Origin of the sequence: Streptomyces sp. NBC_00094 (assembly GCF_026343125.1) — a bacterium.
Taxonomy (GTDB): Bacteria; Actinomycetota; Actinomycetes; order Streptomycetales; family Streptomycetaceae; genus Streptomyces.
This window is the reverse complement of sequence record NZ_JAPEMB010000001.1, coordinates 2765013-2790847: the sequence shown is the minus strand read 5'-3', so window position 1 is coordinate 2790847 and position 25835 is coordinate 2765013. Positions and strand designations below refer to the sequence as shown.

Below are 25835 nucleotides of genomic sequence, written 5' to 3'. Positions count from 1 at the left end.
ACGGGGGAGGGCGCCCCTTCTCCGTACCACCGCGTGACTAGCGGGCGGCCGCCGCGTCGGCCGCCTGGGCCTTCAGGGCGCGCTCGACGCCCGCGCGGCACTCCGTCACCAGACGGCGCAGCGCCGGGACCGGCTTGTGCTCGGCGATCCACGCGTCCGTCGCGTCCAGCGTCTCCTGCGAGACCTGGAGCGTCGGGTAGAGACCGACCACGATCTGCTGCACGATCTCGTGGCTGCGGGTCTCCGAGACGCCCTTGATCGACGCGAAGTACTTCGCCGAGAACGGAGCGATCAGCTCACGCTGGTCGGACTGCACGAAGCCGCCGATGACGGCCGCCTGCACCGCGTTCGCTAGCTTGTCGTCCTCGACGACCAGGGCCCAGGCCTCGGCCTTCGCGGCCTCCGTCGGACGCGCCGCGCGCGCGGCCGCCGCGTGGCGCTCGCCCGCCGCCGTACGGTCGCGCTCCAGCTCGGCGGCGATCTCCGCCTCCTCGAAGCGGCCGGTGGCCGCGAGCCGCTGCACGAACGCCCAGCGCAGTTCGGTGTCGACGGCCAGGCCCTCGACGACCTCGCCACCGTCGAGCAGCCCGGCGATCACGTCGAGCTCCGCGTCCGTACGGGCGGTCGCCGCGAACGCGCGAGCCCACGCCAGCTGGTGGTCGCTGCCCGGCTCGGTCGCCCGCAGCTGCTCCTGCGCGAAGGTGCCCCAGCGCGCCAGGCCCTCGGCCCGCCACTCCGGCGCCGCGTACAGCTCGAGAGCCGCCTTGACCTGGCCCTGGAGCGACTGGACCACGCCGATGTCGGACTCCTTGGCGACACCGGAGAGCACGAGCTCCAGGTAGTCGCGGGTGGCCAGCTCGCCGTCGCGGGTCATGTCCCAGGCGGAGGCCCAGCACAGGGCGCGCGGCAGCGAGTCGGCGAAGTCGCCGAGGTGCGCGGTCACGTTGGTGAGGGACACCTCGTCGAGGCGGACCTTCGCGTACGACAGGTCGTCGTCGTTGAGGAGGACGACCGCCGGGCGGGCCTTGCCCACCAGCTGCGGTACGGAGGTCAGCTCGGCGGCCTCGACGTCGAGCTCCAGGCGCTCGGTGCGGACCAGCTTGCCGTTCGCGTCGAGGTCGTAGAAGCCGACGGCGATCCGGTGCGGACGGAGGACGGCCTCGCCCTTGGCGCCGGCGGGCAGCGCGGGGGCCTCCTGCTTGACGGTGAAGGCGGTGATCGCGCCGTTCTCGTCGGTCTCGATCTCCGGGCGCAGGATGTTGATGCCGGCCGTCTCCAGCCATGCCTTCGACCAGGTCTTCAGGTCACGGCCGGAGGTCTCCTCCAGCGCGCCGAGCAGGTCGGAGAGGCGCGTGTTGCCGAAGGCGTGCGCCTGGAAGTAGGCCTGGACGCCCTTGAAGAACTCGTCCTCGCCGACGTAGGCGACGAGCTGCTTCAGGACGCTGGCGCCCTTGGCGTACGTGATCCCGTCGAAGTTGACGAGCACGTCCTCCAGGTCGTTGATCTCCGCCATGATCGGGTGGGTCGACGGCAGCTGGTCCTGGCGGTAGGCCCAGGTCTTCTCCGAGTTGGCGAAGGTCGTCCAGGCGCCCGGCCAGCGGGTGCCGGCCACCGAGGCCTGGCAGGCGACGGAGGTGAAGGTGGCGAACGACTCGTTCAGCCAGAGGTCGTTCCACCACTCCATGGTGACGAGGTCGCCGAACCACATGTGGGCGAGCTCGTGCAGGATCGTCTCGGCGCGCCGCTCGTAGGCCGCGTCCGTCACCTTCGAGCGGAAGACGTACTCGTCGCGGATGGTGACCGCGCCCGCGTTCTCCATCGCGCCCGCGTTGAACTCCGGCACGAAGAGCTGGTCGTACTTCGCGAACGGGTAGTCGTACGCGAACTTCTCCTGGAACCAGCCGAAGCCCTGACGGGTGACGTCGAAGATGTGGTCCGCGTCGAGGAACTCGGCGAGCGACGGACGGCAGTAGATGCCGAGCGGGACGCTCTGCCCGTCCTTCTCGTACGAGGAGTGCACCGCGTGGTACGGGCCGACGATCAGGGCCGTGATGTAGGTGGAGATGCGGGGCGTGGGTTCAAAGACCCACACGTCGTCCTTCGGCGTCTCCGGCGTCGGCGAGTTGGAGATCACCTTCCAGCCCGCCGGGGCCTTCACGGTGAACTGGAAGGTCGCCTTGAGGTCGGGCTGCTCGAAGGACGCGAAGACCCGCCGCGCGTCCGGCACCTCGAACTGGGTGTACAGATAGGCCTGGTCGTCGACCGGGTCGACGAAGCGGTGCAGGCCCTCACCGGTGTTGGTGTACGCGCAGTCGGCGACGACCTTGAGCTCGTTCCGGCCCGCCTGCAGGTGGCGCAGGGCGATCCGGGAGTCCCGGAAGACGGCGCCGATCTCCAGCGCGTGGCCGTTGAGCACGACCTCGTGGACGGCGGGGGCGACGAGGTCGATGAAGGTCTCGGCGCCGGCCTCGGCGGAATCGAAGCGGACGGTGGTGACGGACCGGTAGGTGCCGCCCTCCTGCGCACCGGTGAGGTCGAGTTCGACCTCGTACGCGTCCACGGTCAGCAGCGCCGCCCGCTGCTGAGCCTCTTCACGGGTCAGGTTTGTGCCAGGCACCCGGTCAACTCCTCGGTTTCGTGACGTTTGGGCCATCCTTCCACGGGGTGCCTCAGCGGCGCACGGCGCATTTCCACGGTCCGTCACCGCTGATCCGCAGCAGTCCGGGCCCGGGCAGGGGCACGCTCACCCGGACCTCGCCGGTGTCGTCGACCAGCAGGTCCCGCTCCTCGTCGTCGTAGAGGGGATCGTGCGGCGGAGCGTGCCGGTGCACGGTGACCCGGGACTCCCCCCGGTGCAGGAAGTCGAGGACGCCGGGCGGCCCGTCGTAGACCACCAGATCGTGCGCGCGGCCCTCGACGTGGCTGTCGAAGCGGCGCGCGTGGGAGAGGGGCAGGACCCGCAGGGTCCAGGGGGCGTCGGCCTCCACCCGCAGGGTCAGCGGCCGGGCGCGCGGGACGAGGGCGACGGTACGGGCGCGGACGTCGTCCTCGTACGCCGCCAGCAGGTACTCCTCGGCGCGGCCGTGGGCGTCGCAGGTCTCGATGGTGGTGGAGAGCGAGTGGTACGACTCGATCTCCAGGAGCACCCAGCGGCCCGGCGGCAGCTCCGGGTCGCAGCGCACGGTCTCCTTGCCGCGCCCCTGGTACACGGCGGGCCGGAACTCCCCGCCGTACGGATCGGCCGTCGGGGCGGGTGGGGCGACGGGCGCCGGCGCGGGCGGCGGCGGTACGTAGCCGGGGCCCGGGATCGGCGGGGGCGGGGGTTCCACCACGATGCCGAAGCCCGTCGCGAGGCCGGCGAGCCCCCCGGCGTACCCCCGACCGACCGCGCGGAAGCGCCAGCCGCCGTCCCACCGGGAGAACTCCCCGCAGACGAAGGCCGTCTCGGTCGTGGCGCCCTCGATCGCGCAGTACGCCACGGGGGCCCCAGCCGCGTCTGTGACCCGCACGTCGAACCCCGGCACCTGCCCGAAGGCGCCGCCGTCGGCGGAGGCCACCACGACGAGCCGCCGCACCTCGGGCTCGACGCGCACGAGGTCCAGCCACAGCCAGTCCGCCGCCGGGCTGCCGGGCGCCCCGGGGGCCGACCTCCCCAGGTGCCGCACGGCCCCCGAGGGGTGCTCGGCGTGGTTGTAGAAGACCAGGTCGGCATCGCCCCTGACCCGGTCCCCGGCCCCCAGGAGCAGCACCGACACGTCCACGTCGGGCACCCCGTGCCCGGTCCGCCAGCTGACCGCGACGTGCAGGACCTGCGGGGGCACGGCGATGTCGGCACCCTGGGGTATCTGGGTCATGGAGGAACTGTGGCACGGCGGACATGCCGGAGGGGCGGCCCCCGCAACGGGAAGCCGCCCCTCGGACGTGTCGTACGGGCTCAGCGCCTGCTCAGCCCTTGAAACGCGTCGGCCTCTGGTCTCAGCCCTTGGTCTCGGCCCCGGGCCTCGGCCTCTGGTCTCAGCCCTTGAGCTCGGCCGCGACGAGCTCCGCGATCTGCACCGCGTTCAGCGCGGCGCCCTTGCGCAGGTTGTCGTTGGAGAGGAACAGCGCGAGGCCGTTCTCGACGGTCTCGTCGACGCGGATGCGGCCCACGTACGAGGCGTCCTTGCCGGCGGCCTGGAGCGGGGTCGGGATCTCGGAGAGCTCGACGCCCTCGGCGTCCTTGAGCAGCTCGTAGGCGCGCTCGACGCTGATCGGGCGGTCGAAGCGGACGTTGACCTGGAGGGAGTGGCCGGAGAAGACCGGCACGCGCACGCAGGTGCCGGAGACCTTGAGCTCCGGGATCTCCAGGATCTTGCGGGACTCGTGGCGGAGCTTCTGCTCCTCGTCGGTCTCGAAGGAGCCGTCGTCCACGATCGAACCGGCCAGCGGGATCACGTTGAACGCGATCGGGCGCTTGTAGACGGCGGGCTCGGGGAACTCGACGGCCCCGCCGTCGAACGCCAGCTGGTCGGCGGTCTCGGCCACGGCACACGCCTGCGTGCGCAGCTCGGCGATGCCGACGCCGCCCGAGCCGGAGACGGCCTGGTAGGTGGTGGCGATGAGCGCGCTCAGCCCGGCCTCCTGGTGGAGGGGCTTGAGGACCGGCATGGCGGCCATCGTGGTGCAGTTCGGGTTGGCGATGATGCCCTTGGGGCGGTCCTTGATCGCGTGCGGGTTGACCTCGGAGACGACCAGCGGGACCTCGGGGTCACGACGCCAGGCGGAGGAGTTGTCGATCACGACGGCCCCCTGGGAGGCGACCTTCTCGGCGAGCGCCTTGGAGGTGGCGCCACCGGCGGAGAAGAGCACGATGTCCAGGCCGGCGTAGTCGGCGGTGGAGGCGTCCTCGACCGTGACACCGTCGACGACGGTGCCGGCGGAGCGCGCGGAGGCGAAGAGCCGCAGCTCGTCGACGGGGAAGTTCCGCTCGGCCAGGATCTTCCGCATGACTGTGCCGACCTGACCGGTGGCTCCGACGATTCCGACCTTCACGGGGACTCCTCCGTACGTATGTGCAGGGTGCTGCCGGTCCATGATGCGTATGTCCCCGCCCGCCTTGTCCAATCCGTTTCTCTCCTTGAGAGCGACGCTCCGTAGCGTGATAGCGTGATTACGCCACGTAAAGGTCGGTTCGGGCTGGACCGCAGCCCTTGGGCTGGAAGCCCCTCCTTCGGGTAGGGAGCGGAGTCACTGTCCAAGGGACGGGATGACCGATGACCCTGAGGGCACCCGAAAAGGGAAGGGGCGGGCGCCAGGCGCCCGCCCCCAGGGAAGCTGGATCCGCTACGGGGTGACGTTCCCGATCAGGACGCTGCCGGCGCCGGCGACAGTGCCGCGGGCGTTGAGCAGCTGGACCTCGCCGAAGAACTGGCGTCCCTCGGGAGCCGCACCGGCGACCAGGACCTCGGCCGCGAACGGGGCGGAGGCGCCGTGGGCCAGCGGGACCGACTTCGAGGCGTCGACCTGCACGGTGCCGAGCGCGGACGAGAAGTACACGTCCTTGTAGTCGTACGTGGTGCCGCCCTCGGCGTGGACCGCGTAGCCGTCGACGACGACGGTGTACGTGCCCGCGGCCGGCTTCACGAGGGAGACGGACTCCTCCGAGTCGCCGTCCGCCGACTGGCCGACCTGCTTGCCGTTCAGGCTGACCGTGAGGTCGAGGTCGGCGGCCTTGTCGGAGGTGTTGCCGATGGCGATGTCGAGACGCTCGACGCCCTCACCGATGGTGACGGTCTTCGTCTGCTTCTCGTGGTGCTGGATGGTCGGCGTCTCGGACTTCTGCGAGCCGAGCGAGCCGCCCTTGAGCGTGCCCTCGATGCCGGCGAAGCGGTTGGTGACCGTCCACTGGACCGGGGCCGGGGTGCCGATCTTCGCCTCGGCGACGGTCTGCACGGCCGGGTCGAAGTCGGCGCCGAGGACGGAGGCACCCAGGGTGTACGGGTTGTCCAGGTCCGGCGACGTACGGCGGGACTCGACCTCGATCTCCCAGACGCCGGCCGTCGGGTTCGCGTAGGACCGCAGGTCCGGGCGGCAGGTGTTGGCCGGGTTGTAGTGCGGGTAGCAGCCCGTGGTGGCGGTCGGGTCGACCGGCACGCCGTACGGGTGGATCGCGATGAACCGGGTCTGGCTCTTCTCCTTCAGACCGGCCAGCGAGACCTCCAGCGTCTTGGCGCCCTCGGGCACGGTGACGAAGTAGGACTTGGTGCTGTTGCGCTGCACCGAGCCGGTGGCGGAGAAGCCGTAGCCCGGGGAGACCAGGTCGCTCGCGACGATCGAGGTGGCGAGGATCTGCTTGTCGACGCCCTCGGTGCGCTCGTCGTCGGCCTCCAGGATGACGCTGTGCGCACCGGCGGTGGCGGCGCGGGCCTGGAGCTTGACCGTGACCGGCGTGTTCAGCGGCAGGTCGATCTCGTCGTCGCCGAGGAGACGGAAGGTGCCGTCGTTGTTCTTCAGCTCGAGCTCGTGCTCGATCGGCGCGTCCGGGCCGCTCGTGCGCGTGATCGTGACGTCGTAGACCTTCTTCTGGCCGACCTTGAGGCCGCCCTCACGGTCGTACACGCCGGTGCCGGTGTGCGGGGCCGGGAAGATCGCGGTGTCGACCGGGGCCTCGACCTTGTAGTCGTGCGCGGTCGCGCCGTCCTTGATCGACTCCCAGGCCTCGACGATGTCGATGCGGCCCGAACCCTGCTCGTGGGCGGCGACACCGGGGATGCGCTTCGCGGTGGAGGTCAGCGCGGTCCGCAGGGTCAGCGGCGTGAGCGCGATGCCCTTCTGCTTCGCGGCCGAGATCAGCAGCGCGCTCGCGCCCGCCGCCTGCGGCGAGGACATCGAGGTGCCGTTGAGCATGCCGTAACCGGCGGGCAGGGCGTAGCCCGACTCGGCGACGCCGGCACCCGGCAGCCAGGTCGGGATGGTGTTCACGGCCGAGCCGGGGGCGGTGATGGTCGGGGTGAAGCCGCCGTCCTCACGCGGACCGCGCGAGGAGAAGGGGAACATGGCGTACTTCTTCTCGACGGCCGAGCCGTAGTTCGCGGCCCAGGTCTCCTTGGAGACGGCCGCGCCGACCGAGAGGACCTTGTCGGCCAGGCCGGGGTCGCCGATCGTGTTGATGCCGGGGCCCGAGTTGCCGGCCGAGATGACCAGCTGGACGCCGTACTGGTCGATCAGGCGGGTGTAGAGGCGCGAACGGACGTTGTCGCCGTCGTTCTGCTGCGGCAGGCCGCCGATCGACATGTTGACGATGTCGACGCCGCGGTTGACGACGAGGTCCGTCATGCCCTCGGTGAGGGCGGTGTTGGTGCAGCCACCGGTCCAGGTGCACGCGCGCGAGGAGACGATCTTCGCGCCGGGCGCGGCGCCGTTCATCTTCCCGCCGAAGAGGCCGTGGGCGGCGGTGATGCCGGCGACGTGCGTGCCGTGGGACGACTCGACGAGGCCGACGTTGACGAAGTCGCGCTTCTGGCCGACCCAGCTGCCGCCGAGCGGGTCCATCGCGACGTCCTTGCGGATCTCGACGACGAACGGGGTCTTCTCGACGACCTCGGTGGCCGGGTTGTCGGTACCGAAGTAGCCGAGCTGGTACCCGTCCTTGTACGGCTTCATCGGCGCGTTGTCCGTGAAGTCGTTGTTCTGGTCGGAGTCCACGCGGACGGTTCCGGCGGCCGGGTCGTAGAGCAGGCCGAAGACGTCGGTCGTGTCGCCGTCGCGGTTGATGTCACCGGCCGGGTCGCCGCCCGTGGTGACGGACTCCGTGAAGCGGCTGAACTGGAAGGAGCCCTCGGGGGCCTTCCAGCTCTGCGTGGCACCGGTGAAGACCGGGCCCGTGACCGGGGCGTTCTGCAGACGCCAGGTGGCGTCGCCCTCGGTGATCGGGTCGGTCGCCGTGACCCAGTCGACGATCTTGCGCTCGCCGGTGGTGGTCTTCTGCAGGGCCGGGTGGCCGAGGTCGACACCGGAGTCCAGGATGCCGATGGTCACGCCGCGGCCGTCGGCCTTGGGGTGCTCCTTGACGAAGTCGACCGCGCCCGTCTCGTGCGACGGGTTGTACGGGTTCTTCGCCGGGGTGTTCTTGCCCGGGGCCGGGTACGTCGTCGTGACGGTGGTGCCGTCGACGGCGCCCGTCGCCGCGCCCGCGTCCGGGCTCGGGTCGTCCAGGACGATCTCGGCCTGGAGGTCGATCGACTGCACGGAGGAGAGCTTCGTGGCGGCCTTGATGGCGGCCTCGGCCTTCGCGGTCGGCAGCGTCACGCGGACGTAGCCGAGCGCGTCCTGCTGGTTGCCGACGGAAGCGCCGGGGACGGCGTCGAGCTGGCTCGCGACCTGCTCGGTGGCGCCGGGGGCGGTGGCGACGAGGACGGTGACGTTCTGCTCGCCGCTCGCCTGCGCCTCGGTGAGCCGCTGGGCGTCGATGGCACCGAGCTTGTCGGCGGGGTCCGAGGCCTTGACCGGGGGAGTGGTGGCCGGGGCCTCGGTGGCGAGCACGGGCGCGGCGCCGGTCGCGACGAGCGCGGCGACGAGACCGGCGGCGGCGGCGATGCGAGCCGCTCGCCTGTGCCCGTGCGTCGAGCCACCGGGTATGGAGCTCCGAGTTTCGGGGGTGGTCATTTACATCCCTGTTGGTGAAAGGAGAGGGTCCGGATTCCGGTGCCGGATGACCGCTCAGCCTTTCGTAAATGACAGGGGTTTGTGGAGAGTTATCCGGGGCCGGTTTGCCGCCGAGGCGTAAACCCGCCAGTGCTCTCGATGCGCCACAGGGGAGGAATGAGTCTCAACCGGGGCGAGTTGACGGTCCCGCGGGCCGGCCGCGTGAGGGGGCCGGCTTCCTCCGCGGGTCAGCTCTCCTCCGCGGACCGGCTTCTTTCGCGGGTCTGCTCTCCTCCGCGGGTCAGCTCTCCTTCGTCCGGGCGTAGTGGCGCGAGGCCTTGGCCCGGTTGCCGCAGATCGCCATCGAGCACCAGCGGCGGGTGCCGTTCCGTGAGGTGTCGAAGAAGTGCAGGATGCACGCCTCGTGGGCGCAGGCCCGGATGCGGTCGGGGGCGGTGCGCAGCAGGTGGAGGTAGTCGCGGGCGGCGGTCCAGCCGGGGCCCCAGGCGGGGTCGGCGAACTCGGCCTCCTCGCCGGGCCCTTCGGCGGTGAGGGTGGCCCGGATGCGGCCGTGGTCGAGGACGGCGTCGACGCGGGCGGTGGCGGCGGGGTCGCCGGGGGCGTCGACGAGCGCGGAGAGCGCGTCCCGTGCGGCGAGGGTGTGGCGCAGGGTGGTGGCGTCGGCGGCGAACCGGTCCGCCAGGCCGTTGGCGGTGAGCCAGACGGTGAGGCCCTCGACGCCGGTGAGCAGGTCCTGGCGGACGCCCTCCTCGTTCCAGCGGGTGTTGAGCAGGTCGAGGGAGACGGGCTCGCCGGTGAGCGGCCTGGGGTCGGTGGCGGTCATGGCGGGCACCCTCCTCGGTGAACTAACCCCTCAAGAGTACGTGAGCGGTTGACGCCCTTCGCGTCTAACCCTTAAAGTCGAATTAAGAGGTTAGCCCGAGGGGGGCCGGCCACTGCGAGGAAGGGACAGCCATGTCCGCGATCGGCACGCTCACCACCCACCACGTCGGCCTCAACGTCACCGACCTGGAGCGCTCGCTCGGCTTCTACGGAGACGTCCTCGGCTTCGAGGTCCTCGGCGAGGGCAAGGAAGGGGAGAGCCGCTACGCCTTCCTCGGCCAGGACGGCCGGCTGGTCCTCACCCTCTGGCAGCAGGCCGAGGGCGCCTACGACTCCGCCCGGCCCGGCCTGCACCACCTCGCCTTCGAGGCCGAGTCCCTCGCGCACGTCCGCGCCGCCGAGACCGCGCTCACGGCCCGCGGCACCTCCTTCGCGTACGAGGGCGTCGTCGCCCACCGCGAGGGCGCGGCCTCCGGCGGCATCTTCTTCCACGACCCGGACGGCACCCGCCTGGAGATCTCGGTCCCGACGGGTGCGGAATCCGCCGAAGCCCCGGTCGGAACGGCCCCCACCTGCGGGTTCTTCTGACTGGACCTGGTTGTGGGCATGCGTTCCGCCGGGGCTGGGGGTCCCCCTCTGGAGGAGGGTGGGCACAACCCGAACGCGCCGGCCGCGCCAAGGCCCGTACTCCCGCGACCCTCACCCTGGAGGACCTCATGGGCGCCTACCACTCCGGCTCCCTCGCCGTACAGGAACGCTTCGGCGTCCGCGACCTCGCGGCCCACGTGGGCCGCTCCATCACCCCCGGCATCCGCCCCGTCGCCGCCGCCTTCCTGGAGGCCCAGCCGATGCTGGTCATCGGCGCCGCGGACCCCGGCGGCCGGGTCTGGTCGTCGCTGCTCACCGGGGCGCCCGGCTTCGCCCGCGCCACCGGCCCGCACACCGTCTCCGTCGCCGGGGGCGTCCCCGCCCACGACCCGCTCGCCGCGGCCGTCACCGCCGCCGGAACCCCCGTCGGCACGATCGCCCTCGACCCCCGCACCCGCCGCCGCATGCGGCTCAACGGCACCGCGCGGCCCAGCGCGCGCGGCCTCGCCATCGAGGCCGAGCAGGTCTTCTCCAACTGCCCGAAGTACCTCCAGAAGCGGGAGTTGTACGACTCCGGCGCCGCCCGTCCCGAGTCCGGTGCCGTGCGGCACGGCGAGGCGCTCACCCCCGACCAGGTGCGCCGCGTCCGTGCCGCCGACACCTTCTTCGTCGCCACCGCCGCACCCGACGGCGTCGACACCAGCCACCGCGGCGGCAACCCCGGCTTCGTCCGGGTCGGTTCGCCCCGGGAGCTCAGCTGGCGGGACTACCCCGGCAACGCGATGTTCCTGACCCTGGGCAACCTGGAGGAGGACGGCCGCGCCGGCCTGCTCTTCCTCGACTGGGAGACCGGGACGACCCTCCAGCTCAGCGGCCTCGCGCACACGGAGTACGGCCCCGAGGGGCGCCTCGTCCGCTTCCGCGTCGACCGCACGGCCGAGACGCCGGCGGGCAGCCCCCTGCGCTGGTCCGCACCGGAGTACTCCCCGGCCAACCCGTCGACCCCCTGACCCGAGGACCGCCCGTGCCCATCACCCCGGCCACCGCCACCCCGGCCGCCACGACTTCGGCCACTGCCACCCCGGCCGCCACCACTCCGGCCATCACGACTTCGGCCACTGCCACCCCGGCCGCCACCACTCCGGCCATCACGACTTCGGCCACCGCCACCCCGGCCACCGCCACCCCGGCACCCGCGACGGCCACCGCCCCTCCGGCCGCCGCCCGCCCCGGACCCCCCGCCCGCCCCCGCCCCCGGGTCCTCCTCGCCGGTACCGCGACCGCCGTCACCGCGCTCCTCCTCCTGGTCGCCGTCGGCACCCTCCTCCACCAGCCCCTGCTCATCCCCCCGCTCGCGGCGAGCATGGCGCTGGTCGCGGGCGCCCCCGACCTGCCGCTCTCCCAGCCGCGCTCGGTCGTCGGCGGCCAACTGCTCTCCGCCCTCACCGGTTTCGCGGTCCTCGCCGTGGCGGGACCCGGTCTCTGGGGCGCCGCCGTCGCGGGCGGCCTCGCGCTCGGCGTGATGATGTGCGCCCGCACCCCGCACTCGCCCGCCGCCGCCACCGCGGTCATCGTCGCCCTCCAGTCCCCGCCGTTCTGGTCGTTTCTCGGCCTTCTCGCGCTCGCCTCCCTCCTCCTCGTCGCAGTGGGTCTCACGGGAGCCCGTGCAGCGGGGCGGACATATCCCGCGTACTGGTTCTAACCTCTGTGCATGAAGCAGGAGTTGAGGGTGGCGGCCTACGCCGTGTGCGTCCGTGACGGCGAGGTCCTCCTCGCCCGCTGGGTGTCGAGCGACGGCAACAAGCAATGGACCCTGCCGGGCGGCGGGATGGACCACGGCGAGGAGCCCGTCGACACCGTCGTCCGCGAGGTCGAGGAGGAGACCGGGTACCTCACCGAACCCACCGCCCTCCTCGGCATCGACTCGATCCGCCGGAGCTGGCTCCGCCGCCTGGCCGGTCCCGGCGACTTCCAGGGCCTGCGGATCATCTACGAGGCGCAGGTCACGGGGGGTGCCCTGCGCAACGAGACCGGCGGTTCGACGGATCTCGCCGCCTGGCATCCGCTCGACGCCGTCCCCGGTCTGCCCCGCGTCTCCCTCGTCGACATCGGGCTCGACCTGTGGCGCGAGCGACCTCCCGTGGGCCGTTCCCGCCTCGCCGATCCGTCGAACGGCTGACCTCTCCTTCGCATGCTCCGAACGGCTGAAAACGGCTCAACCACCGCGCTCCCGCTCAACCGTCCCGGCAACCCCGTGGTCCTCCCCGCCGACCGCAGCACAGCGTTCGCAGGAACAGGAACAGGGGAGCCCGCATGTCAGCCGCACGCACCGCCCGTACCGTCGTCGCCGCCACCCTGGTGGCCGGCCTCGCGGCCACCGCCCTCGCCGCACCCGCCCTGGCGGCGCCCGCGCCCGTGAAGCAGGACCACGCGCCCACCCAGAAGGCGCTCCAGGCCGCCGTCGACGCCGGCGTCCCCGGCGCCGTCGCCCAGGCCCGCGACGGACGGCACGCGTGGACCGGTACCGCGGGCGAGCGCAAGGGCAACGACCGCTACCGCGTCGGGTCCATCACCAAGACCTTCGTCGCCACCGTCCTCCTCCAGCTCCAGGCCGAGGGCCGCCTCGACCTCGACGACCCGGTCGAGAAGTGGCTGCCCGGCGTCGTCCGGGGCAACGGCCACGACGGGCGGAAGACCACCGTCCGTCAGCTGCTCAACCACACCAGCGGCATCTACAGCGTCACGTCCGACCCCGGCTTCCAGGAGAAGGTCTTCGGCCCCGGCTTCCTGGAGCACCGCTACGACCGGTGGACCCCGGAGCAGCTCGTCGCCATCGCGATGACCCACGCCCCCGACTTCGCCCCCGGCACCGACTGGAACTACTCCAACACCAACTACGTCCTGGCCGGCATGGTGATCGAGAAGGTCACCGGACGTCCGTACGGCAAGGCGGTCGAGAACCGCATCATCAAGCCCCTCAAGCTCCGCGCCACCAGCGTCCCCGGCACCGACGTGACGATGCCGAAGCCGAGTTCCCCCGCCTGGTCCAAGCTCTACGCCGACCCGAACGCGCAGATCCACGACGTCAGCCGGCTCAGCCCCACCCTCGCCTACGCGGCCGGCGAGATGATCTCCGACTCCGGCGACCTGCAGACCTTCTACCGTGCCCTGCTGAAGGGCCGGCTCCTCCCGAAGGCCGAGCTGACGGAGATGACCACCACCGTCCCGATCTCCCCCGACCTCCCCGGGGCGGGGTACGGACTCGGGCTCATGAAGCAGAAGCTGAGCTGCGGCGAGGAGATCTGGGGCCACGGCGGCGGCATCCACGGCTCCTCCTCCGACGCCCAGGTCACCCGCGACGGCAGCCACTCGCTCGCCCTGAACTTCAACGCCGACTGGACGGGCGACTCCGGGCCGGTCCTGGAGGCCGAGTTCTGCGGCGTCACCCCGCAGGGCTGACCCCTCACCGGGTCAGCGCGGCAGGACGACGACGTACGCGCTGGGCTGCCGGTCCGGAGCGGCCGTCAGGGCCGTACGGACCACGGTGGCCTGCTGGTCCAGGGCCTCGCGCAGCTTGCGCGGGGTCAGGTGGACGACCGTGATGCCGAGCCGCTCCAGGTGCTCGCGCTTGCGGGTGTACTCGGACCACAGCGCGTCGTCGTCCTGCCGGGGCGCCCGGGTGTCCAGCTCGACGGCGACCGCCTGGTCCGGCCAGTAGGCGTCGACCCCGCCCAGGTGCGGGCCGCCGGGCAGCCGCAGGTCCACGTTCCACAGCGGGTCCGGCAGCCCGAACTCCCGCACCATCTCGTACAGCCGCTCCTCGGAGAGCGAGCGTCCCTCCACGAGCAGCGCGTCCACCGCGTCCACCACGTGCGGCCGGGTCAGCAGTCGGGCCCGGCTCAACTCCCGTACGACCGCGGCGGGTTCGCAGTGGCCGCCGCGGACCGCCTCGGTGAGGAGCCGACGTACCGTGTCGGCGTCCGAGAGGCCCGACACGGCGTCGGCGACGGCGCGGGCGACCGGGGCGACGGGGAGGCCGGTGAGCTCCACCGGCTCCGGGCTGTCGGCGGCGCGCAGCACCCGCACCCAGCCGGTGGAGCGCAGCCGCCGGGTGCGCGGGACCAGGACGTCGATGCGGTCCAGGGCGGTGAGCGGGGGAGCGGAGGCGAAGCGGTGCAGGGTCAGCGCGGCGAGCCCGGTGATCATCGCCTCGGGTCCCTGTGGTGGCACGGACCCGGACCGGCGGGCGTACAGGAGCGCGGCGCCCAGCCGGTCCTCGCTGGTGGGGGGCCCGGGGTGGAGGAACACGACGCCCGGGAGGAGCTGCTGCCAGCCGCCGCCGGGCCGGCACCGTGCGGCGACCTCGCCGGCGGGCACGCCCTGCGCCCTCAACTGGGCCGCGGAGGCGAGTCGTTGGGTCCGCGTGGTGCGGGAGGCGAGGGGGAGGGGGCGGGGGGTGATGGGGGTGTTGTGGTTCATGCCGGGGGTCTTCCGCTTCCGAAGGTCCCCCTAACCCCTGTTACACGCTCGTCGACATTTAGGGACAACCTCGCCCTAAAGTACGCGCGTTCGAGTGCCGATGGGGGCCGCGCACCCACGGGGGCCGCACGCCCCGCCGACGGCTCCGGACATGCCGGTGCAGGCCGCGCCCCGGACATGCCGGTGGGGGCGCCGCGCGCCGAAGCACACGCGCCCCGGACATGCCGGCGGCGCCGCGCGCCGAAGCACACGCGCCCCGGACATGCCGGTGGGGGCCGCGCGCCGAAGCGCGCGACCCCCACCGTTCCGAGAACTACGCGGCCAGTCGGTCGCAGGCCTGCGCGCGCAGCGCCCGCGCCAGGTCGTCCCGCGCCTCCAGGACCAGGCGGCGCAGCGCCGGCGCCGCCGACTCGTGCGCCGTCAGCCAGGCGTCGGTCGCGGCCAGGGTCTCGTCACTGTCCTGGAGCCCCGGGAAGAGGCCCCGGACGATGTCGATGCCGATCTGGATGGACCGCTCGCCCCACAGGCGCTCGATCGCCGCGAAGTACGTCTCCGCGTACGGGGCGATCAGCTCACGCTGCGAGGGCTGGACGAAGCCGGCGATGGTCGCCTCGACCAGCGCGTTCGACAGGGTGTCCGACTCGACGACCTGCGCCCAGGCCTGCGCCTTGACCGCGGCCGAGGGTCGCGAGGCGAGGAGCCGGACCTGGTGGCGCTTGCCGGTCGCCGTGTCGTCCCGGGCCAGCTCCTCGCCGATCCGGCCCTCGTCCGCCCGGGCGTGCACGGCCAGCGGGGAGAGCAGCGCCCAGCGCAGCTCCTGGTCGACGTCGAGCCCGTCGATCTTCGCCGTACCGTCGAGCAGCCCCTCCAGGAGCTGGAAGTCGGCGTCCGTGGAGGCCGTGGCCGCGAAGAACCGCGCCCAGGTCAGCTGGTGCTCGCTGCCCGGCTCGGCCAGCCGCAGCTCGCGCAGGCCGCCCTCGGCGAGCAGCCGCCCGCCCTCCTCGCGCCACTCGGGCGTCGCGTAGAGGGTGACGGCCGACTTCGACCAGGCGTGCACCATCTGGAGCACGCCGATGTCGGTCTCGCGGCCGGCGAAGGCGAGCGCGACGGAGACGAAGTCCCGGGCGGGCATCAGCCCGTCGCGGGTCAGGTTCCACAGCGCCGACCAGCACAGGGCGCGGGCCAGCGGGTCGGTGATGTCGCCGAGGTGCGCGCGCAGGGTGGCGAGCGAACCCTCGTCGAAGCGGATCTTGCAGTAGGTCAGGTCGTCGTCGTTGACGAGCACCAGGTCGGGCTTCTCCTCGCCCGCCAGCTCCGCGACGACGGTCCGGGCGCCGGTGATGTCGGTCTCGGCGCGCGCGAAGCGCACGAGGTCGCCGTCGGGCGTCAGCCGGTAGAGGCCGACAGCGGCCCGGTGGGGACGGAGCTCGCCGCTCTCCTGGACGACGGCGAGCTCGGTGATCCGGCCCTCCGCGTCGTAGGTGACGGCCGGCGTCAGCGTGTTCACGCCGGAGGTCTGGAGCCAGGACTTCGCCCAGGTCTTCATGTCGCGGCCCGAGGTCTCCTCCAGGATCGTGAGGAGGTCGGCCAGGCGGGTGTTCCCGTACGCGTGGCGCTTGAAGTAGCGGCGCGCGCCCTCCAGGAACGCGTCCCGTCCCGCGTACGCCACGAGCTGCTTCAGCACCGACGCGCCCTTGGCGTACGTGATGCCGTCGAAGTTGAGCTTGGCGTCCTCCAGGTCACGGATGTCGGCCGTGATCGGGTGCGTGGACGGCAGCTGGTCGGCGCGGTACGCCCAGGCCTTGCGGTTGTTGGCGAAGGTGACCCAGCTGTTGGTGAAGCGGGTCGCCTCGGCGTTCACGAAGGAGCCCATGAAGTCCGCGAAGGACTCCTTCAGCCACAGGTCGTCCCACCACACCATGGTGACGAGGTCGCCGAACCACATGTGGGCCATCTCGTGGAGGATGACGTTGGCCCGGCTCTCGTACGAGGCCTGCGTGACCTTGCCCCGGTAGATGTACTCCTCGCGGAAGGTCACCATGCCCGGGTTCTCCATCGCGCCGAGGTTGTACTCGGGGACGAAGGCCTGGTCGTACTTCCCGAAGGGGTACGGGTAGTCGAAGTTGTCGTGGAAGAAGTCGAAGCCCTGCTTCGTGATCAGGAAGACGTCGTCCGCGTCGAAGTACTTCGCGAGGCTCTTGCGGCACATCGCGCCGAGCGGGATCGTCAGGTCGCCGCGCTCGTAGCTGTCGGTCACGTAGTGGTACGGGCCCGCCACGACACAGGTGATGTACGTGGAGATCGGCGCCGTCTCCGCGAACCGCCACACGCCCTCGGCGTCCTGCTCCCCGGCGCCGTTCGACCAGACCGTCCAGCCCTCGGGCGCGGTCACCGCGAAGCGGTACGGGGCCTTGAGGTCGGGCTGCTCGAAGGTGGCGTACACCCGGCGGGCGTCGGCCGGCTCGTACTGCGTGTAGAGGTAGACCTCGCCGTCCTCCGGGTCGACGAAGCGGTGCATGCCCTCGCCGGTCCGGCTGTAGGCGCACTGCGCGTCCACCACGAGCGTGTTCTCGTCGGCGAGGCCGTCGATCGCGATCCGCGAGCCGTCGAAGACGACCGTCGGGTCGAGGGAGCGGCCGTTGAGGGTGACGGCGTTCACGGAGGGGGCGATCAGGTCGACGAACGTCGACCCGCCCGTGCCGGTGCGGCGGAACCGGATCGTCGTCACCGAACGGAAGGTGCGCACCGCCTCGGCTGATTCGCCGACCGCGGAGCGCAGGTCGAGGACGACCTCGTACCCGTCGACGGACAGCAGCGCGGCCCGCTCGTGGGCCTCGTCGCGGGACAGATTCTCACCGGGCACGGTCACTCCTTCGTGGCACGTTCGAAACAGCACCGATCTTCCCATGTGCCACTGTCACCCGGCACACGGGAATGCCTTCGAGCGCCCGTGGCGTTTGCTCCTTTCGGCGCACCACCTTCATCACGGCCGTACCGAGGAGTGACATGTCCGAGAGCAGGACCATCGCAGACTTCTACTTCGACCCGCTGTGCCCCTGGGCCTGGATGACCTCCCGCTGGATGCTGGAGGTGGAGCAGGTGCGCCCGGTCGACGTGCGCTGGAAGGTCATGAGCCTGGCCGTGCTCAACGAGAACCGTCTCGACGAGGTGCCGGCCGAGTACCGCGAGATGCTGGAGACGCAGGCCTGGGGCCCGGTCCGGGTCGTCATAGCCGCCCAGCAGCTGCACGGCGACGAGGTCGTCGGCAAGCTCTACACGGCGCTCGGCACCCGTTTCCACAACAACGGCGAGGGCCCGACCCGTGAGGCGATCGTCGGCGCGCTGACGGACGTCGGCCTGCCGGAGGACCTCGCGGACTTCGCCGAGAAGGACACGTACGACACCGAGCTGCGCGCCTCGCACCACGAGGGCATCGGCAAGGTCGGCCAGGACGTCGGCACCCCGGTCATCGCGGTCCCGGGCCCGACGGGTGACGAGGTCGCCTTCTTCGGCCCCGTTGTGACCCCGACCCCGCGCGGCGACGCGGCCGCCCGCCTCTGGGACGGCACGTTGCTCGTGGCGTCGACGCCGGGCTTCTACGAGATCAAGCGCACCCGGACGGCGGCGCCCAGCTTCGAGTAGTCCGCGCCGCAGGCACGGAAGAACCCCCGCGATTCAGGTCATCGCGGGGGTTCTTCGTCATTCCGCCCGCGCGTGAAGGGTGAGAAGACGATCACGAGCAGGACGACGGGGAGCCTTCCACGGCTCGGATCAGAAGGAGATCAGCGGTACGGAGGCCTTGGCCGCCTGGTAGCGCCTGCTCACGTCCTGCCAGTTGACGACCTGCCACATGGCCTCGATGAAGTCCACCTTCTGGTTCGCACGTCGAAGACGCGGGACCCGGCCATGGCCGAGGTTGCCTTGGCGGTCGTGGACTCGCATGCCGATCATCCCTTGCTGATCGGCTCGCCGCGAGCGCACCCCAGCCGGAGCCCAGAGTGTTCGCCGAGGCACGGAGGAGCGAGGTCGTGTAAACGAAAGAGCCGAAGGACGCATACGTCCTTCGGCTCGTCGCGGCCGTTGTTGTCGATCGACGACCTGCCAGTACGTCTCGACGAAGTCGAGTTTCTGGTTCTTGTACTGCAGTTGGAGTTCTCTCCGGCCCAAGACCGGAGACTCTCCCCTGGATCGCTCCGGGGAGTTCGACGGCGCTCAGGTCCGTCCCGCGACGACCCTCCCGGCCGCCGAGCAGGTCGGTGACCTGCCTCGAACAACGTAACGGTGAGGGGATGCGACGTGCGCCAAAACTGGTGGCGTTCCTCCGAACGGAGCTAGCCTCGCATGTTCGTTCGTGCGCGAGACTGCGCAGACCGTTGGGGGCCAGGACTGAGACCCAGGACCGGCCGGGCCGCCGAGGCACGCGCAGAGAATCCCCGAACCGGAAGGCGGTTCGGGGATTCTCGTCCAGCGGGTGCGGGTCAGGAAGCGCGGCCCGCCGCGGCCTTCTGGCGTACGTAGCCGACCGCGGCGAGCAGCAGCGTCAGCCCGCCCGTCCAGTACAGCTGCACGCGGGTGCCCTCCTCGCGGGCCATCAGGACGAAGATCGCGGCCATGCCGGCCAGCGCCACCCAGGTCAGCACCGGGAAGGCCCACATCCGCACGACCAGCTTCTCGGGCGCCTCGCGCTCGGTGCGGCGGCGCAGCACCAGCTGGGAGGCGGCGATGAAGAACCAGACGACGAGGATGATCGCGCCGATGGTGTTGAGCAGCCAGATGAAGATGTCGTCCGGCCGCCAGTAGCTCAGCAGCACGCAGCCGAAGCCGAAGACGGAGGAGACGAGGACGGCCGGACGCGGGACCCCGCCGGAGAGCCGGCCGAGCGCCTTGGGGCCCTGGCCGCGCGCGACGAGCGAACCGGCCATGCGCGAGGCGCCGTAGATGTTGGCGTTCATCGCCGAGAGCAGGGCGACGAGCACGACCACGTTCATGATCTGGCCGGCCGCCGGAATGCCCAGGTGGTCGAGGGTGGCGACGTACGGGCCCTTCTCGACGACCGCCTTGTCGTCCCACGGGACGAGGGTGACGATGACCGCCATCGAGCCGATGTAGAAGAGCGCGATCCGCCACATCGCCGTCCGGACGGCCTTGGCGACGCCCTGCACCGGGTGCTCGGACTCGGCGGCGGCGATGGTGACCGTCTCCAGGCCTCCGTACGCGAAGACGGAGGCCAGCAGGCCGATGATCAGGCCCTCGGAGCCGTTCGGGAAGAAGCCGCCGTCCCCGGTGAGGTTCGCGGTGCCGGGGGCGGGGGCGTCCGTGCCGGGCAGGAGGCCGGTGATGGCGAGGATGCCGATGCCGAGGAAGAGGACGATCGCGCCGACCTTGAGCGCGGCGAACCAGAACTCGAACTCGCCGAAGTTCTTCACCGCCGCCAGGTTGGTGGCGCAGAAGACCACCATGAAGAGCGCGACCCAGGCCCACTCGGGGCTGCCGGGGAACCAACCGGTCATGATCTTCGCGGCGCCGATGCCCTCCAGGCCGACGGCGACGCAGAGCAGGAACCAGAAGGCCCAGCCCGAGGTGAAGCCCGCCCAGGATCCGAAGGCCCGCTCGGCGTGGACGGAGAAGGAGCCGGAGGCGGGGTTGGCCGCCGACATCTCGCCGAGCATGCGCATCACGAGCATCACGAGGATGCCGGAGAGGGCGTAGGCGATCACGATCGAGGGGCCGGCGGCGGCGATGCCGGCGCCGGAGCCGACGAAGAGTCCGGCACCGATGACGCCACCGAGGGCGATCATCGAGAGGTGGCGCTGCTTGAGGCCGTGCGTGAGGCCCTCGGCGGGTGCGGTCGCGCCGTCCTTGCGGTCGGCCGGCGCGGGCGCGGTGGTCCGAGACATGGGCGAGCCCTGTTCACTAGCTGAGACGGGGAGGGAGCCCACAGTCTGGGCGGGCGCACCGCTCACAGGGAACCGATGTCCGCTATACGGTCACGACCTTCACACAAAGTGAAGGTTCATGACCGGTTCGTACGCAGCTCCCGCACCCACGCCACCAGCAGGACCGCCCCGGTCGCCGCCCCCGACCACAGCACCTGCGGGCGCGCCGCGTCGTCCGTCAGCATCAGGACGAGCACCGCCGCCATCGCGGCGAGCGCCACCCAGGTCAGCCACGGGAAGCCCCACATCCGCAGCGTCAGGGTCTCGGGCGCCTCGCGCTCGATCCGGGGCCGCAGCCGCAGCTGCGAGACGGCGATCAGGGCCCAGACGAAGAGCAGCACCGCCCCGACCGCGTTGAGCATGTAGAGGAAGACGGAGTCCGGCCACTTCAGATTGAGGAGGACGGAGACGAAGCCGAAGGCCACCGAGGCGAGCACCGCCCGGCGCGGCACCCCTCCGGCCGAGACCCGGAGCAGCCCCTTGGGCGCCTCCCCGCGCTCCGCCAGCGAGAAGATCATCCGGGACGACCCGTACAGGTTCGCGTTGAGCGCCGAGAGCAGCGCCACGAAGACCACCACGTTCATGATCTGGCCCGCCGCCGGCACCCCGATCGCGTCCAGGACCGCCACGTACGGCGACATGCCAGGCTCCATCGACGTCCACGGCAGCAGCGTCACGATGACCAGCATCGACCCCACGTAGAAGAGGAGGATCCGCCACACCGCGCTGCGCACCGCCCGTGCCACGTTCCGCGCGGGGTCGGCCGACTCGGCCGCGGCGATCGTGACGACCTCCAGGCCGCCGAAGGCGAAGACGACGGCGAGGACACCGGAGACCACACCCTCCCAGCCGTTCGGCAGGAAACCGCCCTGGCCGGTCAGATTGGCCATCCCCACGGGGTCCGTGTCGGGGAGCCAACCGACGATCGCGAGCGTGCCGAGGATCAGGAAGAGGACGATCGCGCCGACCTTCAGCGCCGCGAACCAGAACTCGAACTCGCCGAAGTTCTTCACCGCCGCGAGGTTGGCGAGGGTGAACACGACCATGAAGACCAGCACCCAGCCCCACTGCGGGACCCCCGGCGCCCAGCCGTTCGCGATCCGCGCCGCGCCCGTCGCCTCCACGGCGAGGACGACGACCAGCAGGAACCAGTACAGCCAGCCCACCGAGAACCCGGCCCAGCGGCCGAGCGCCCGTTCGGCGTGGACCGAGAAGGCCCCGGAGGCGGGCATCGCCGCGGACATCTCGCCCAGCATCCGCATGACGAGCATCGCGAGCGCGCCCGCGATCAGGTACGAGATCACGATGCCGGGTCCGGCCACGGCGATGCCCGCCCCCGAACCGACGAAGAGCCCGGCGCCGATCACCCCGCCGAGCCCCAGCATCGTCAGGTGACGCTGCTTCAGGCCGTGGGACAGGGGCTCCGGTTCGGTGACCAGAGGGGACGACGGGGCGTCGCGCATGGTGGAAGGCTCGCGCTCTCGGGGAGATGACACTTTATGGAGACCCCACAGTCTCTCTGTTGACCTCCCGTTGACGCAAAAGGGGCGTCTCCTGGCGAGTTGCCAGTGACAAGGGTCACGTAGCGCGATGCATGGAAGATGCACGGGGTCGGCTGTTTGTCGGAACCCCATGAAGTGCCGGGCTCTCGCTTTGTCGGCGGCTGACGGTGATCGGACGCTCACTCCTGGCATACCGTCAACCTGTCCCACCCACCCTCACCCTCGCGGAGTACCGATGAGCACCGCCGCCGCCCCCGTCCGTTCCCTCCGTGCGGGCACCGTCCTCGCCGACCTGCTCCCGGCGAGCCGCGCCCGGGACATCGCCCTGGTCGTCGGCGGCGCCGCCCTCACCGGCCTCGCCGCGCAGCTCTCCGTCCCGGTCCCCGGCTCCCCGGTCCCGGTCTCCGGCCAGACCTTCGCCGCGCTGCTCGTCGGCACCGCCCTCGGCGCCCGCCGCGGGTTCCTGGCCCTCGCCGCCTACGCGGTGGCGGGCATGGCGGGCGTGCCCTGGTTCGCGCAGGCCACCTCGGGCTACGGGATGCCGTCCTTCGGTTACATCCTCGGGATGATGCTCGCCGCGACCGTCGTCGGCGCCCTCGCCCGCCGCGGCGCCGACCGCTCGGTGCTCCGCACGGCCGGCGCGATGGCCCTCGGCTCCGCGATCATCTACGCGGTCGGCGTGCCCTACCTGGCGCTCGCCACCGGCATGACCTTCGGCCAGGCCGTCGCCGCGGGCCTCACCCCGTTCCTCATCGGCGACGCGCTCAAGGCCGCGCTGGCCATGGGCGCCCTGCCGGCCGCCTGGAAGCTCGTCGGCCGCAAGGGCTGAGCGGCTCCGTACATACGCGAGAGGGCCCGTCGTTCCCCGGGGAACGACGGGCCCTCTCGCGTGTCCGAGGACTACGGGCGCGCGGAGGCCTTCGCCCTCCACTGCCGGACCAGCGCGATCGCGATCACGAGCGCGGCCACCAGCAGCGAGAGCACGACCTGCTCACGGGCGCTGCCGCCGTCGTACAGCATGTAGCCGAGGACGAAGACGATCATGCCGATCGTCGCCCAGGTCAGGTACGGGAAGAGCCACATCTTCACGACCAGCTTCTCCGGCGTCTCGCGCAGGATGATGCCGCGCATCTTCAGCTGGGTCACGCAGATGACCAGCCAGACGAAGAGCGCGACCGCGCCGGAGGAGTTCAGCAGGAAGGCGAAGACGGTGTCCGGCCACTTGTAGTTGAAGAAGACCGCGACGAAGCCGAAGACGACCGAGCCGAGGATCGCCGCCGTCGGCACGCCCCGCTTGTTGACCTTCGCGAAGGCCTTCGGCGCGTCGCCGCGCTGACCGAGCGAGAACGCCATGCGGGAGGCGGTGTAGAGGCCCGAGTTCAGGCAGGACAGCACGGCCGTCAGGACGATCACGTTCATGATCTGACCGGCGTTCGCGATGCCGATGGAGTCGAGGGCGGCGACGTACGAGCCCTTCTCGACGATCGACTTGTCGTTCCACGGCAGCAGGGCCAGGACGACGAAGATCGAGCCCAGGTAGAAGACGCCGATCCGCCAGATCACGCTGTTGGTGGCCTTGGTGACGGCCTTCTGCGGGTCCTCGGACTCGCCGGCGGCGAGGGTGACGATCTCGCTGCCCATGAAGGAGAAGACGACCATCAGCACACCGGTGAGGACCGCGCCCGCGCCCATCGGGAAGAAGCCCCCGGTGTCGGTGAGGTGCGCGAATCCGGTGCCCGGGTTGTCCGAGCCGGGCAGCACGCCGAAGACCGCGAGCATGCCGATGACGACGAAGGCGCCGATGGCCACGACCTTGATGCCGGCGAACCAGAACTCGAACTCGCCGTACGAGGCGACGGAGCCGAGGTTCGTGACGGTGAGCACCACCATCACGATGAGCGCCCAGCCCCACTGCGGTACGGCCGGGACCCAGCCTTCAAGGATCTTGGCACCCGCGGTCGCCTCGACGGCGAGGACGACGACCCAGAAGAACCAGTACAGCCAGCCGATGCTGAAGCCGGCCCAGCGGCCGAGGGCCCGGTCGGCGTAGGCGGAGAAGGAGCCGGAGGACGGCCGGGCGGCGGCCATCTCGCCGAGCATCCGCATCACGAAGACGACCATGGCGCCGACGAGGAAGTAGGACAGCAGGATCGCGGGGCCGGCCGCGGCGATGCCGGAGCCGGAGCCGACGAAGAGGCCGGCACCGATCACGCCACCGATGGCGATCATCGAGAGATGGCGGTTCTTGAGCCCGGCCTTGAGCCCGTCGGAGGACTGCGGAACACCGGCCGTACCGGTGTTTTCGCCTTCCTTCTCCAGGGTCGGCTGCGTATTCATGAACGCTTCCTAACGTGTGGGGGGCGCTCGGGTCGCGAGCCCGTGCATTCAACACTGTGAGAGGGCGTGATCGGAAGGGGTCATTCCGGATCGTTGCGAGGGCCACTCCGCGAGAGGCGAAGGTCCATACCAGGTCGGGTGAACGTCCCGACCCCGCTGACCGCTACCCGCGCCCTGACATGCCACACTCGGCACCATGCGCGTCTACATCGGTTCCGACCACGCCGGCTACGAACTCAAGAACCACCTCGTCGAGTGGCTCACGGCTCACGGCCACGAGCCCGTCGACTGCGGTCCCCACATCTACGACGCCCTCGACGACTACCCGCCGTTCTGCCTGCGCGCCGCCGAGAAGACGGCCGCCGACGCGGACAGCCTGGGCATCGTCATCGGCGGCTCCGGCAACGGGGAGCAGATCGCCGCGAACAAGGTGAAGGGGGTGCGCGCCGCCCTCGCCTGGAGCGAGCAGACCGCCGCCCTCGGCCGCGAGCACAACAACGCCAACGTGATCTCCGTCGGCGGTCGGATGCACACCCAGGAAGAGGCGACCAAGTTCGTCGAGATCTTCCTGAGTACGCCGTACTCGGGTGACGAACGCCACACCCGCCGGATCGACATGCTCTCGGAGTACGAGACCACCGGCGAGCTCCCCCCGATCCCGGCGCACCACCCGCAGGAGCCCACCGTCTGATGCCCGAAGGGCACACCATCCACCGGCTGGCCGCCGACCACCGCGAGCGGTTCGGCGGCCGGCCCGTGCGCGTCTCCAGCCCCCAGGGCAAGTTCGCCGACTCGGCGGCCCTGCTCGACGGCAGCGTCCTGGAGACCACCGAGGCCCACGGCAAGCATCTCTTCCTCGGCTTCCCCGGCGAGCGGTGGATCCACATCCACCTCGGCCTCTTCGGCAAGGTGACCTTCGGGGACACCGTCGCCGCCCCGGCCCCGCCGCCCACGGACACCGTCCGCATGCGGATCGCCGACACGGACGGGTACGTCGACCTCCGCGGCCCCACCACGTGCGCGTACATCACGGACGCCGAGAAGCAGGCGATACACGACCGCCTCGGCCCCGACCCGCTCCGCGGGCGCGACGACCCGGACAAGGCGTGGCGCCGGATCTCGAAGTCCCGCACGACGATCGCCGCCCTGCTCATGGACCAGAAGGTCATCGCCGGCGTCGGCAACGTCTACCGCGCCGAGGTCCTCTTCCGGCACGGCATCGACCCCTACCGCGCGGGCCGGGACCTGACACCGGGGGAGTGGGACGCGATCTGGACCGACCTCGCCGCGCTGATGCGCGAGGGCGTCCGCCTCAACCGCATCGACACCGTCCGCCCCGAGCACATGCCCGAGGCGATGGGCCGTCCGCCGCGCGTCGACGACCACGGCGGCGAGGTGTACGTCTACCGCAGGACCCACCAGCCCTGCCACATCTGCGGAGCCGAGATCCGCACGGCCGACCTGGCGGCCCGCAACCTCTTCTGGTGCCCGGGCTGCCAGACCCGCTAGGAGCCTTCGGCTCCTCGGG

19 protein-coding genes and 1 pseudogene are annotated in these 25835 nt (G+C 71.3%); 9 read left to right on the top strand and 11 right to left on the bottom strand.

Going from position 1 to position 25835, the window contains the following annotated elements:
• Positions 1-37 precede the first annotated feature (37 nt).
• From pepN (OG580_RS12000) to OG580_RS11980, 5 genes are all read right to left on the bottom strand, one after another.
• On the bottom strand, positions 38-2617 hold the full coding sequence (pepN, locus tag OG580_RS12000) for an aminopeptidase N (protein ID WP_267043649.1): 2580 nt from the start codon (positions 2615-2617) through the stop codon (positions 38-40).
• 52 nt (positions 2618-2669) lie between these two features.
• A complete protein-coding gene (locus OG580_RS11995; RefSeq protein ID WP_267043648.1) occupies positions 2670-3854 on the bottom strand; it encodes a TerD family protein in 1185 nt (394 codons plus the stop codon).
• 160 nt (positions 3855-4014) lie between these two features.
• Entirely contained in the window at positions 4015-5031 is a 1017-nt protein-coding gene (locus tag OG580_RS11990) for an aspartate-semialdehyde dehydrogenase (RefSeq protein WP_267043647.1), read from the bottom strand.
• Positions 5032-5322: 291 nt separating this feature from the next.
• Positions 5323-8643: a S8 family serine peptidase gene (locus OG580_RS11985; protein WP_267043646.1), complete on the bottom strand. Its 3321-nt coding sequence runs from the start codon at positions 8641-8643 to the stop codon at positions 5323-5325.
• A 280-nt stretch (positions 8644-8923) separates the two neighbouring features.
• Complete coding sequence (locus OG580_RS11980) at positions 8924-9466, bottom strand: CGNR zinc finger domain-containing protein (RefSeq protein WP_267043645.1); 543 nt, start codon at positions 9464-9466, stop codon at positions 8924-8926.
• Between the two features lie 131 nt (positions 9467-9597).
• On the opposite strand from OG580_RS11980, the gene OG580_RS11975 reads away from it, so the two are divergent.
• From OG580_RS11975 to OG580_RS11955, 5 genes are all read left to right on the top strand, one after another.
• Positions 9598-10053 carry a VOC family protein gene (locus OG580_RS11975; protein ID WP_267043644.1) on the top strand — a complete coding sequence of 152 codons (456 nt, stop codon included), beginning with the start codon at positions 9598-9600 and terminating at the stop codon, positions 10051-10053.
• A 128-nt stretch (positions 10054-10181) separates the two neighbouring features.
• A complete protein-coding gene (locus OG580_RS11970; RefSeq protein WP_267043643.1) occupies positions 10182-11063 on the top strand; it encodes a pyridoxamine 5'-phosphate oxidase family protein in 882 nt (293 codons plus the stop codon).
• 293 nt (positions 11064-11356) lie between these two features.
• Positions 11357-11755: an HPP family protein gene (locus tag OG580_RS11965; protein ID WP_267047976.1), complete on the top strand. Its 399-nt coding sequence runs from the start codon at positions 11357-11359 to the stop codon at positions 11753-11755.
• A gap of 9 nt (positions 11756-11764) precedes the next feature.
• Complete coding sequence (locus OG580_RS11960; protein ID WP_267043642.1) at positions 11765-12232, top strand: NUDIX hydrolase; 468 nt, start codon at positions 11765-11767, stop codon at positions 12230-12232.
• 134 nt (positions 12233-12366) lie between these two features.
• Positions 12367-13512 (top strand): serine hydrolase, encoded by a 1146-nt coding sequence (locus OG580_RS11955; protein WP_267043641.1) that lies wholly within the window; start codon positions 12367-12369, stop codon positions 13510-13512.
• A 12-nt stretch (positions 13513-13524) separates the two neighbouring features.
• Here OG580_RS11955 and OG580_RS11950 read toward each other — a convergent pair whose 3' ends face one another.
• Entirely contained in the window at positions 13525-14532 is a 1008-nt protein-coding gene (locus OG580_RS11950; RefSeq protein WP_267043640.1) for a hypothetical protein, read from the bottom strand.
• A 313-nt stretch (positions 14533-14845) separates the two neighbouring features.
• Positions 14846-17395 carry an aminopeptidase N gene (gene pepN / locus OG580_RS11945; protein ID WP_267043639.1) on the bottom strand — a complete coding sequence of 850 codons (2550 nt, stop codon included), beginning with the start codon at positions 17393-17395 and terminating at the stop codon, positions 14846-14848.
• A 143-nt stretch (positions 17396-17538) separates the two neighbouring features.
• Between pepN (OG580_RS11945) and OG580_RS11940 the strand changes: the two genes are divergently transcribed.
• The gene (locus OG580_RS11940) at positions 17539-18174 is read left to right on the top strand and encodes a DsbA family protein (protein WP_267043638.1); all 636 of its coding nucleotides are present in this window, start codon (positions 17539-17541) and stop codon (positions 18172-18174) included.
• 129 nt (positions 18175-18303) lie between these two features.
• Here OG580_RS11940 and OG580_RS11935 read toward each other — a convergent pair.
• From OG580_RS11935 to OG580_RS11925, 3 genes and pseudogenes are all read right to left on the bottom strand, one after another.
• Positions 18304-18553, bottom strand: a pseudogene (locus tag OG580_RS11935) (superoxide dismutase); the annotation flags it as partial.
• Positions 18554-19010: 457 nt separating this feature from the next.
• On the bottom strand, positions 19011-20429 hold the full coding sequence (locus OG580_RS11930; RefSeq protein WP_267043637.1) for an amino acid permease: 1419 nt from the start codon (positions 20427-20429) through the stop codon (positions 19011-19013).
• A 116-nt stretch (positions 20430-20545) separates the two neighbouring features.
• The gene (locus OG580_RS11925) at positions 20546-21931 is read right to left on the bottom strand and encodes an amino acid permease (protein ID WP_267043636.1); all 1386 of its coding nucleotides are present in this window, start codon (positions 21929-21931) and stop codon (positions 20546-20548) included.
• Between the two features lie 274 nt (positions 21932-22205).
• On the opposite strand from OG580_RS11925, the gene OG580_RS11920 reads away from it, so the two are divergent.
• On the top strand, positions 22206-22799 hold the full coding sequence (locus OG580_RS11920; RefSeq protein ID WP_267043635.1) for a biotin transporter BioY: 594 nt from the start codon (positions 22206-22208) through the stop codon (positions 22797-22799).
• Positions 22800-22870: 71 nt separating this feature from the next.
• Here OG580_RS11920 and OG580_RS11915 read toward each other — a convergent pair whose 3' ends face one another.
• Positions 22871-24307 (bottom strand): amino acid permease, encoded by a 1437-nt coding sequence (locus OG580_RS11915; protein WP_267043634.1) that lies wholly within the window; start codon positions 24305-24307, stop codon positions 22871-22873.
• Between the two features lie 196 nt (positions 24308-24503).
• Between OG580_RS11915 and OG580_RS11910 the strand changes: the two genes are divergently transcribed.
• Together OG580_RS11910 and OG580_RS11905 are read left to right on the top strand one after the other, a co-directional pair.
• The gene (locus OG580_RS11910) at positions 24504-24998 is read left to right on the top strand and encodes a ribose-5-phosphate isomerase (protein ID WP_267043633.1); all 495 of its coding nucleotides are present in this window, start codon (positions 24504-24506) and stop codon (positions 24996-24998) included.
• Positions 24998-25816: an Fpg/Nei family DNA glycosylase gene (locus tag OG580_RS11905; protein WP_267043632.1), complete on the top strand. Its 819-nt coding sequence runs from the start codon at positions 24998-25000 to the stop codon at positions 25814-25816. The genes OG580_RS11910 and OG580_RS11905 overlap by 1 nt, the downstream gene beginning before the upstream one ends.
• Positions 25817-25835 lie beyond the last annotated feature (19 nt).

Coding starts and splice junctions, on each gene's coding strand:
- OG580_RS11995 (WP_267043648.1), bottom strand. CDS start 3,854: ATGACCCAGATACCCCAGGGTGCCGACATCGCCGTGCCCCCGCAGGTC.
- OG580_RS11985 (WP_267043646.1), bottom strand. CDS start 8,643: ATGACCACCCCCGAAACTCGGAGCTCCATACCCGGTGGCTCGACGCAC.
- OG580_RS11980 (WP_267043645.1), bottom strand. CDS start 9,466: ATGACCGCCACCGACCCCAGGCCGCTCACCGGCGAGCCCGTCTCCCTC.
- OG580_RS11975 (WP_267043644.1), top strand. CDS start 9,598: ATGTCCGCGATCGGCACGCTCACCACCCACCACGTCGGCCTCAACGTC.
- OG580_RS11970 (WP_267043643.1), top strand. CDS start 10,182: ATGGGCGCCTACCACTCCGGCTCCCTCGCCGTACAGGAACGCTTCGGC.
- OG580_RS11960 (WP_267043642.1), top strand. CDS start 11,765: ATGAAGCAGGAGTTGAGGGTGGCGGCCTACGCCGTGTGCGTCCGTGAC.
- OG580_RS11955 (WP_267043641.1), top strand. CDS start 12,367: ATGTCAGCCGCACGCACCGCCCGTACCGTCGTCGCCGCCACCCTGGTG.
- OG580_RS11950 (WP_267043640.1), bottom strand. CDS start 14,532: ATGAACCACAACACCCCCATCACCCCCCGCCCCCTCCCCCTCGCCTCC.
- OG580_RS11940 (WP_267043638.1), top strand. CDS start 17,539: ATGTCCGAGAGCAGGACCATCGCAGACTTCTACTTCGACCCGCTGTGC.
- OG580_RS11930 (WP_267043637.1), bottom strand. CDS start 20,429: ATGTCTCGGACCACCGCGCCCGCGCCGGCCGACCGCAAGGACGGCGCG.
- OG580_RS11925 (WP_267043636.1), bottom strand. CDS start 21,931: ATGCGCGACGCCCCGTCGTCCCCTCTGGTCACCGAACCGGAGCCCCTG.
- OG580_RS11920 (WP_267043635.1), top strand. CDS start 22,206: ATGAGCACCGCCGCCGCCCCCGTCCGTTCCCTCCGTGCGGGCACCGTC.
- OG580_RS11915 (WP_267043634.1), bottom strand. CDS start 24,307: ATGAATACGCAGCCGACCCTGGAGAAGGAAGGCGAAAACACCGGTACG.
- OG580_RS11910 (WP_267043633.1), top strand. CDS start 24,504: ATGCGCGTCTACATCGGTTCCGACCACGCCGGCTACGAACTCAAGAAC.
- OG580_RS11905 (WP_267043632.1), top strand. CDS start 24,998: ATGCCCGAAGGGCACACCATCCACCGGCTGGCCGCCGACCACCGCGAG.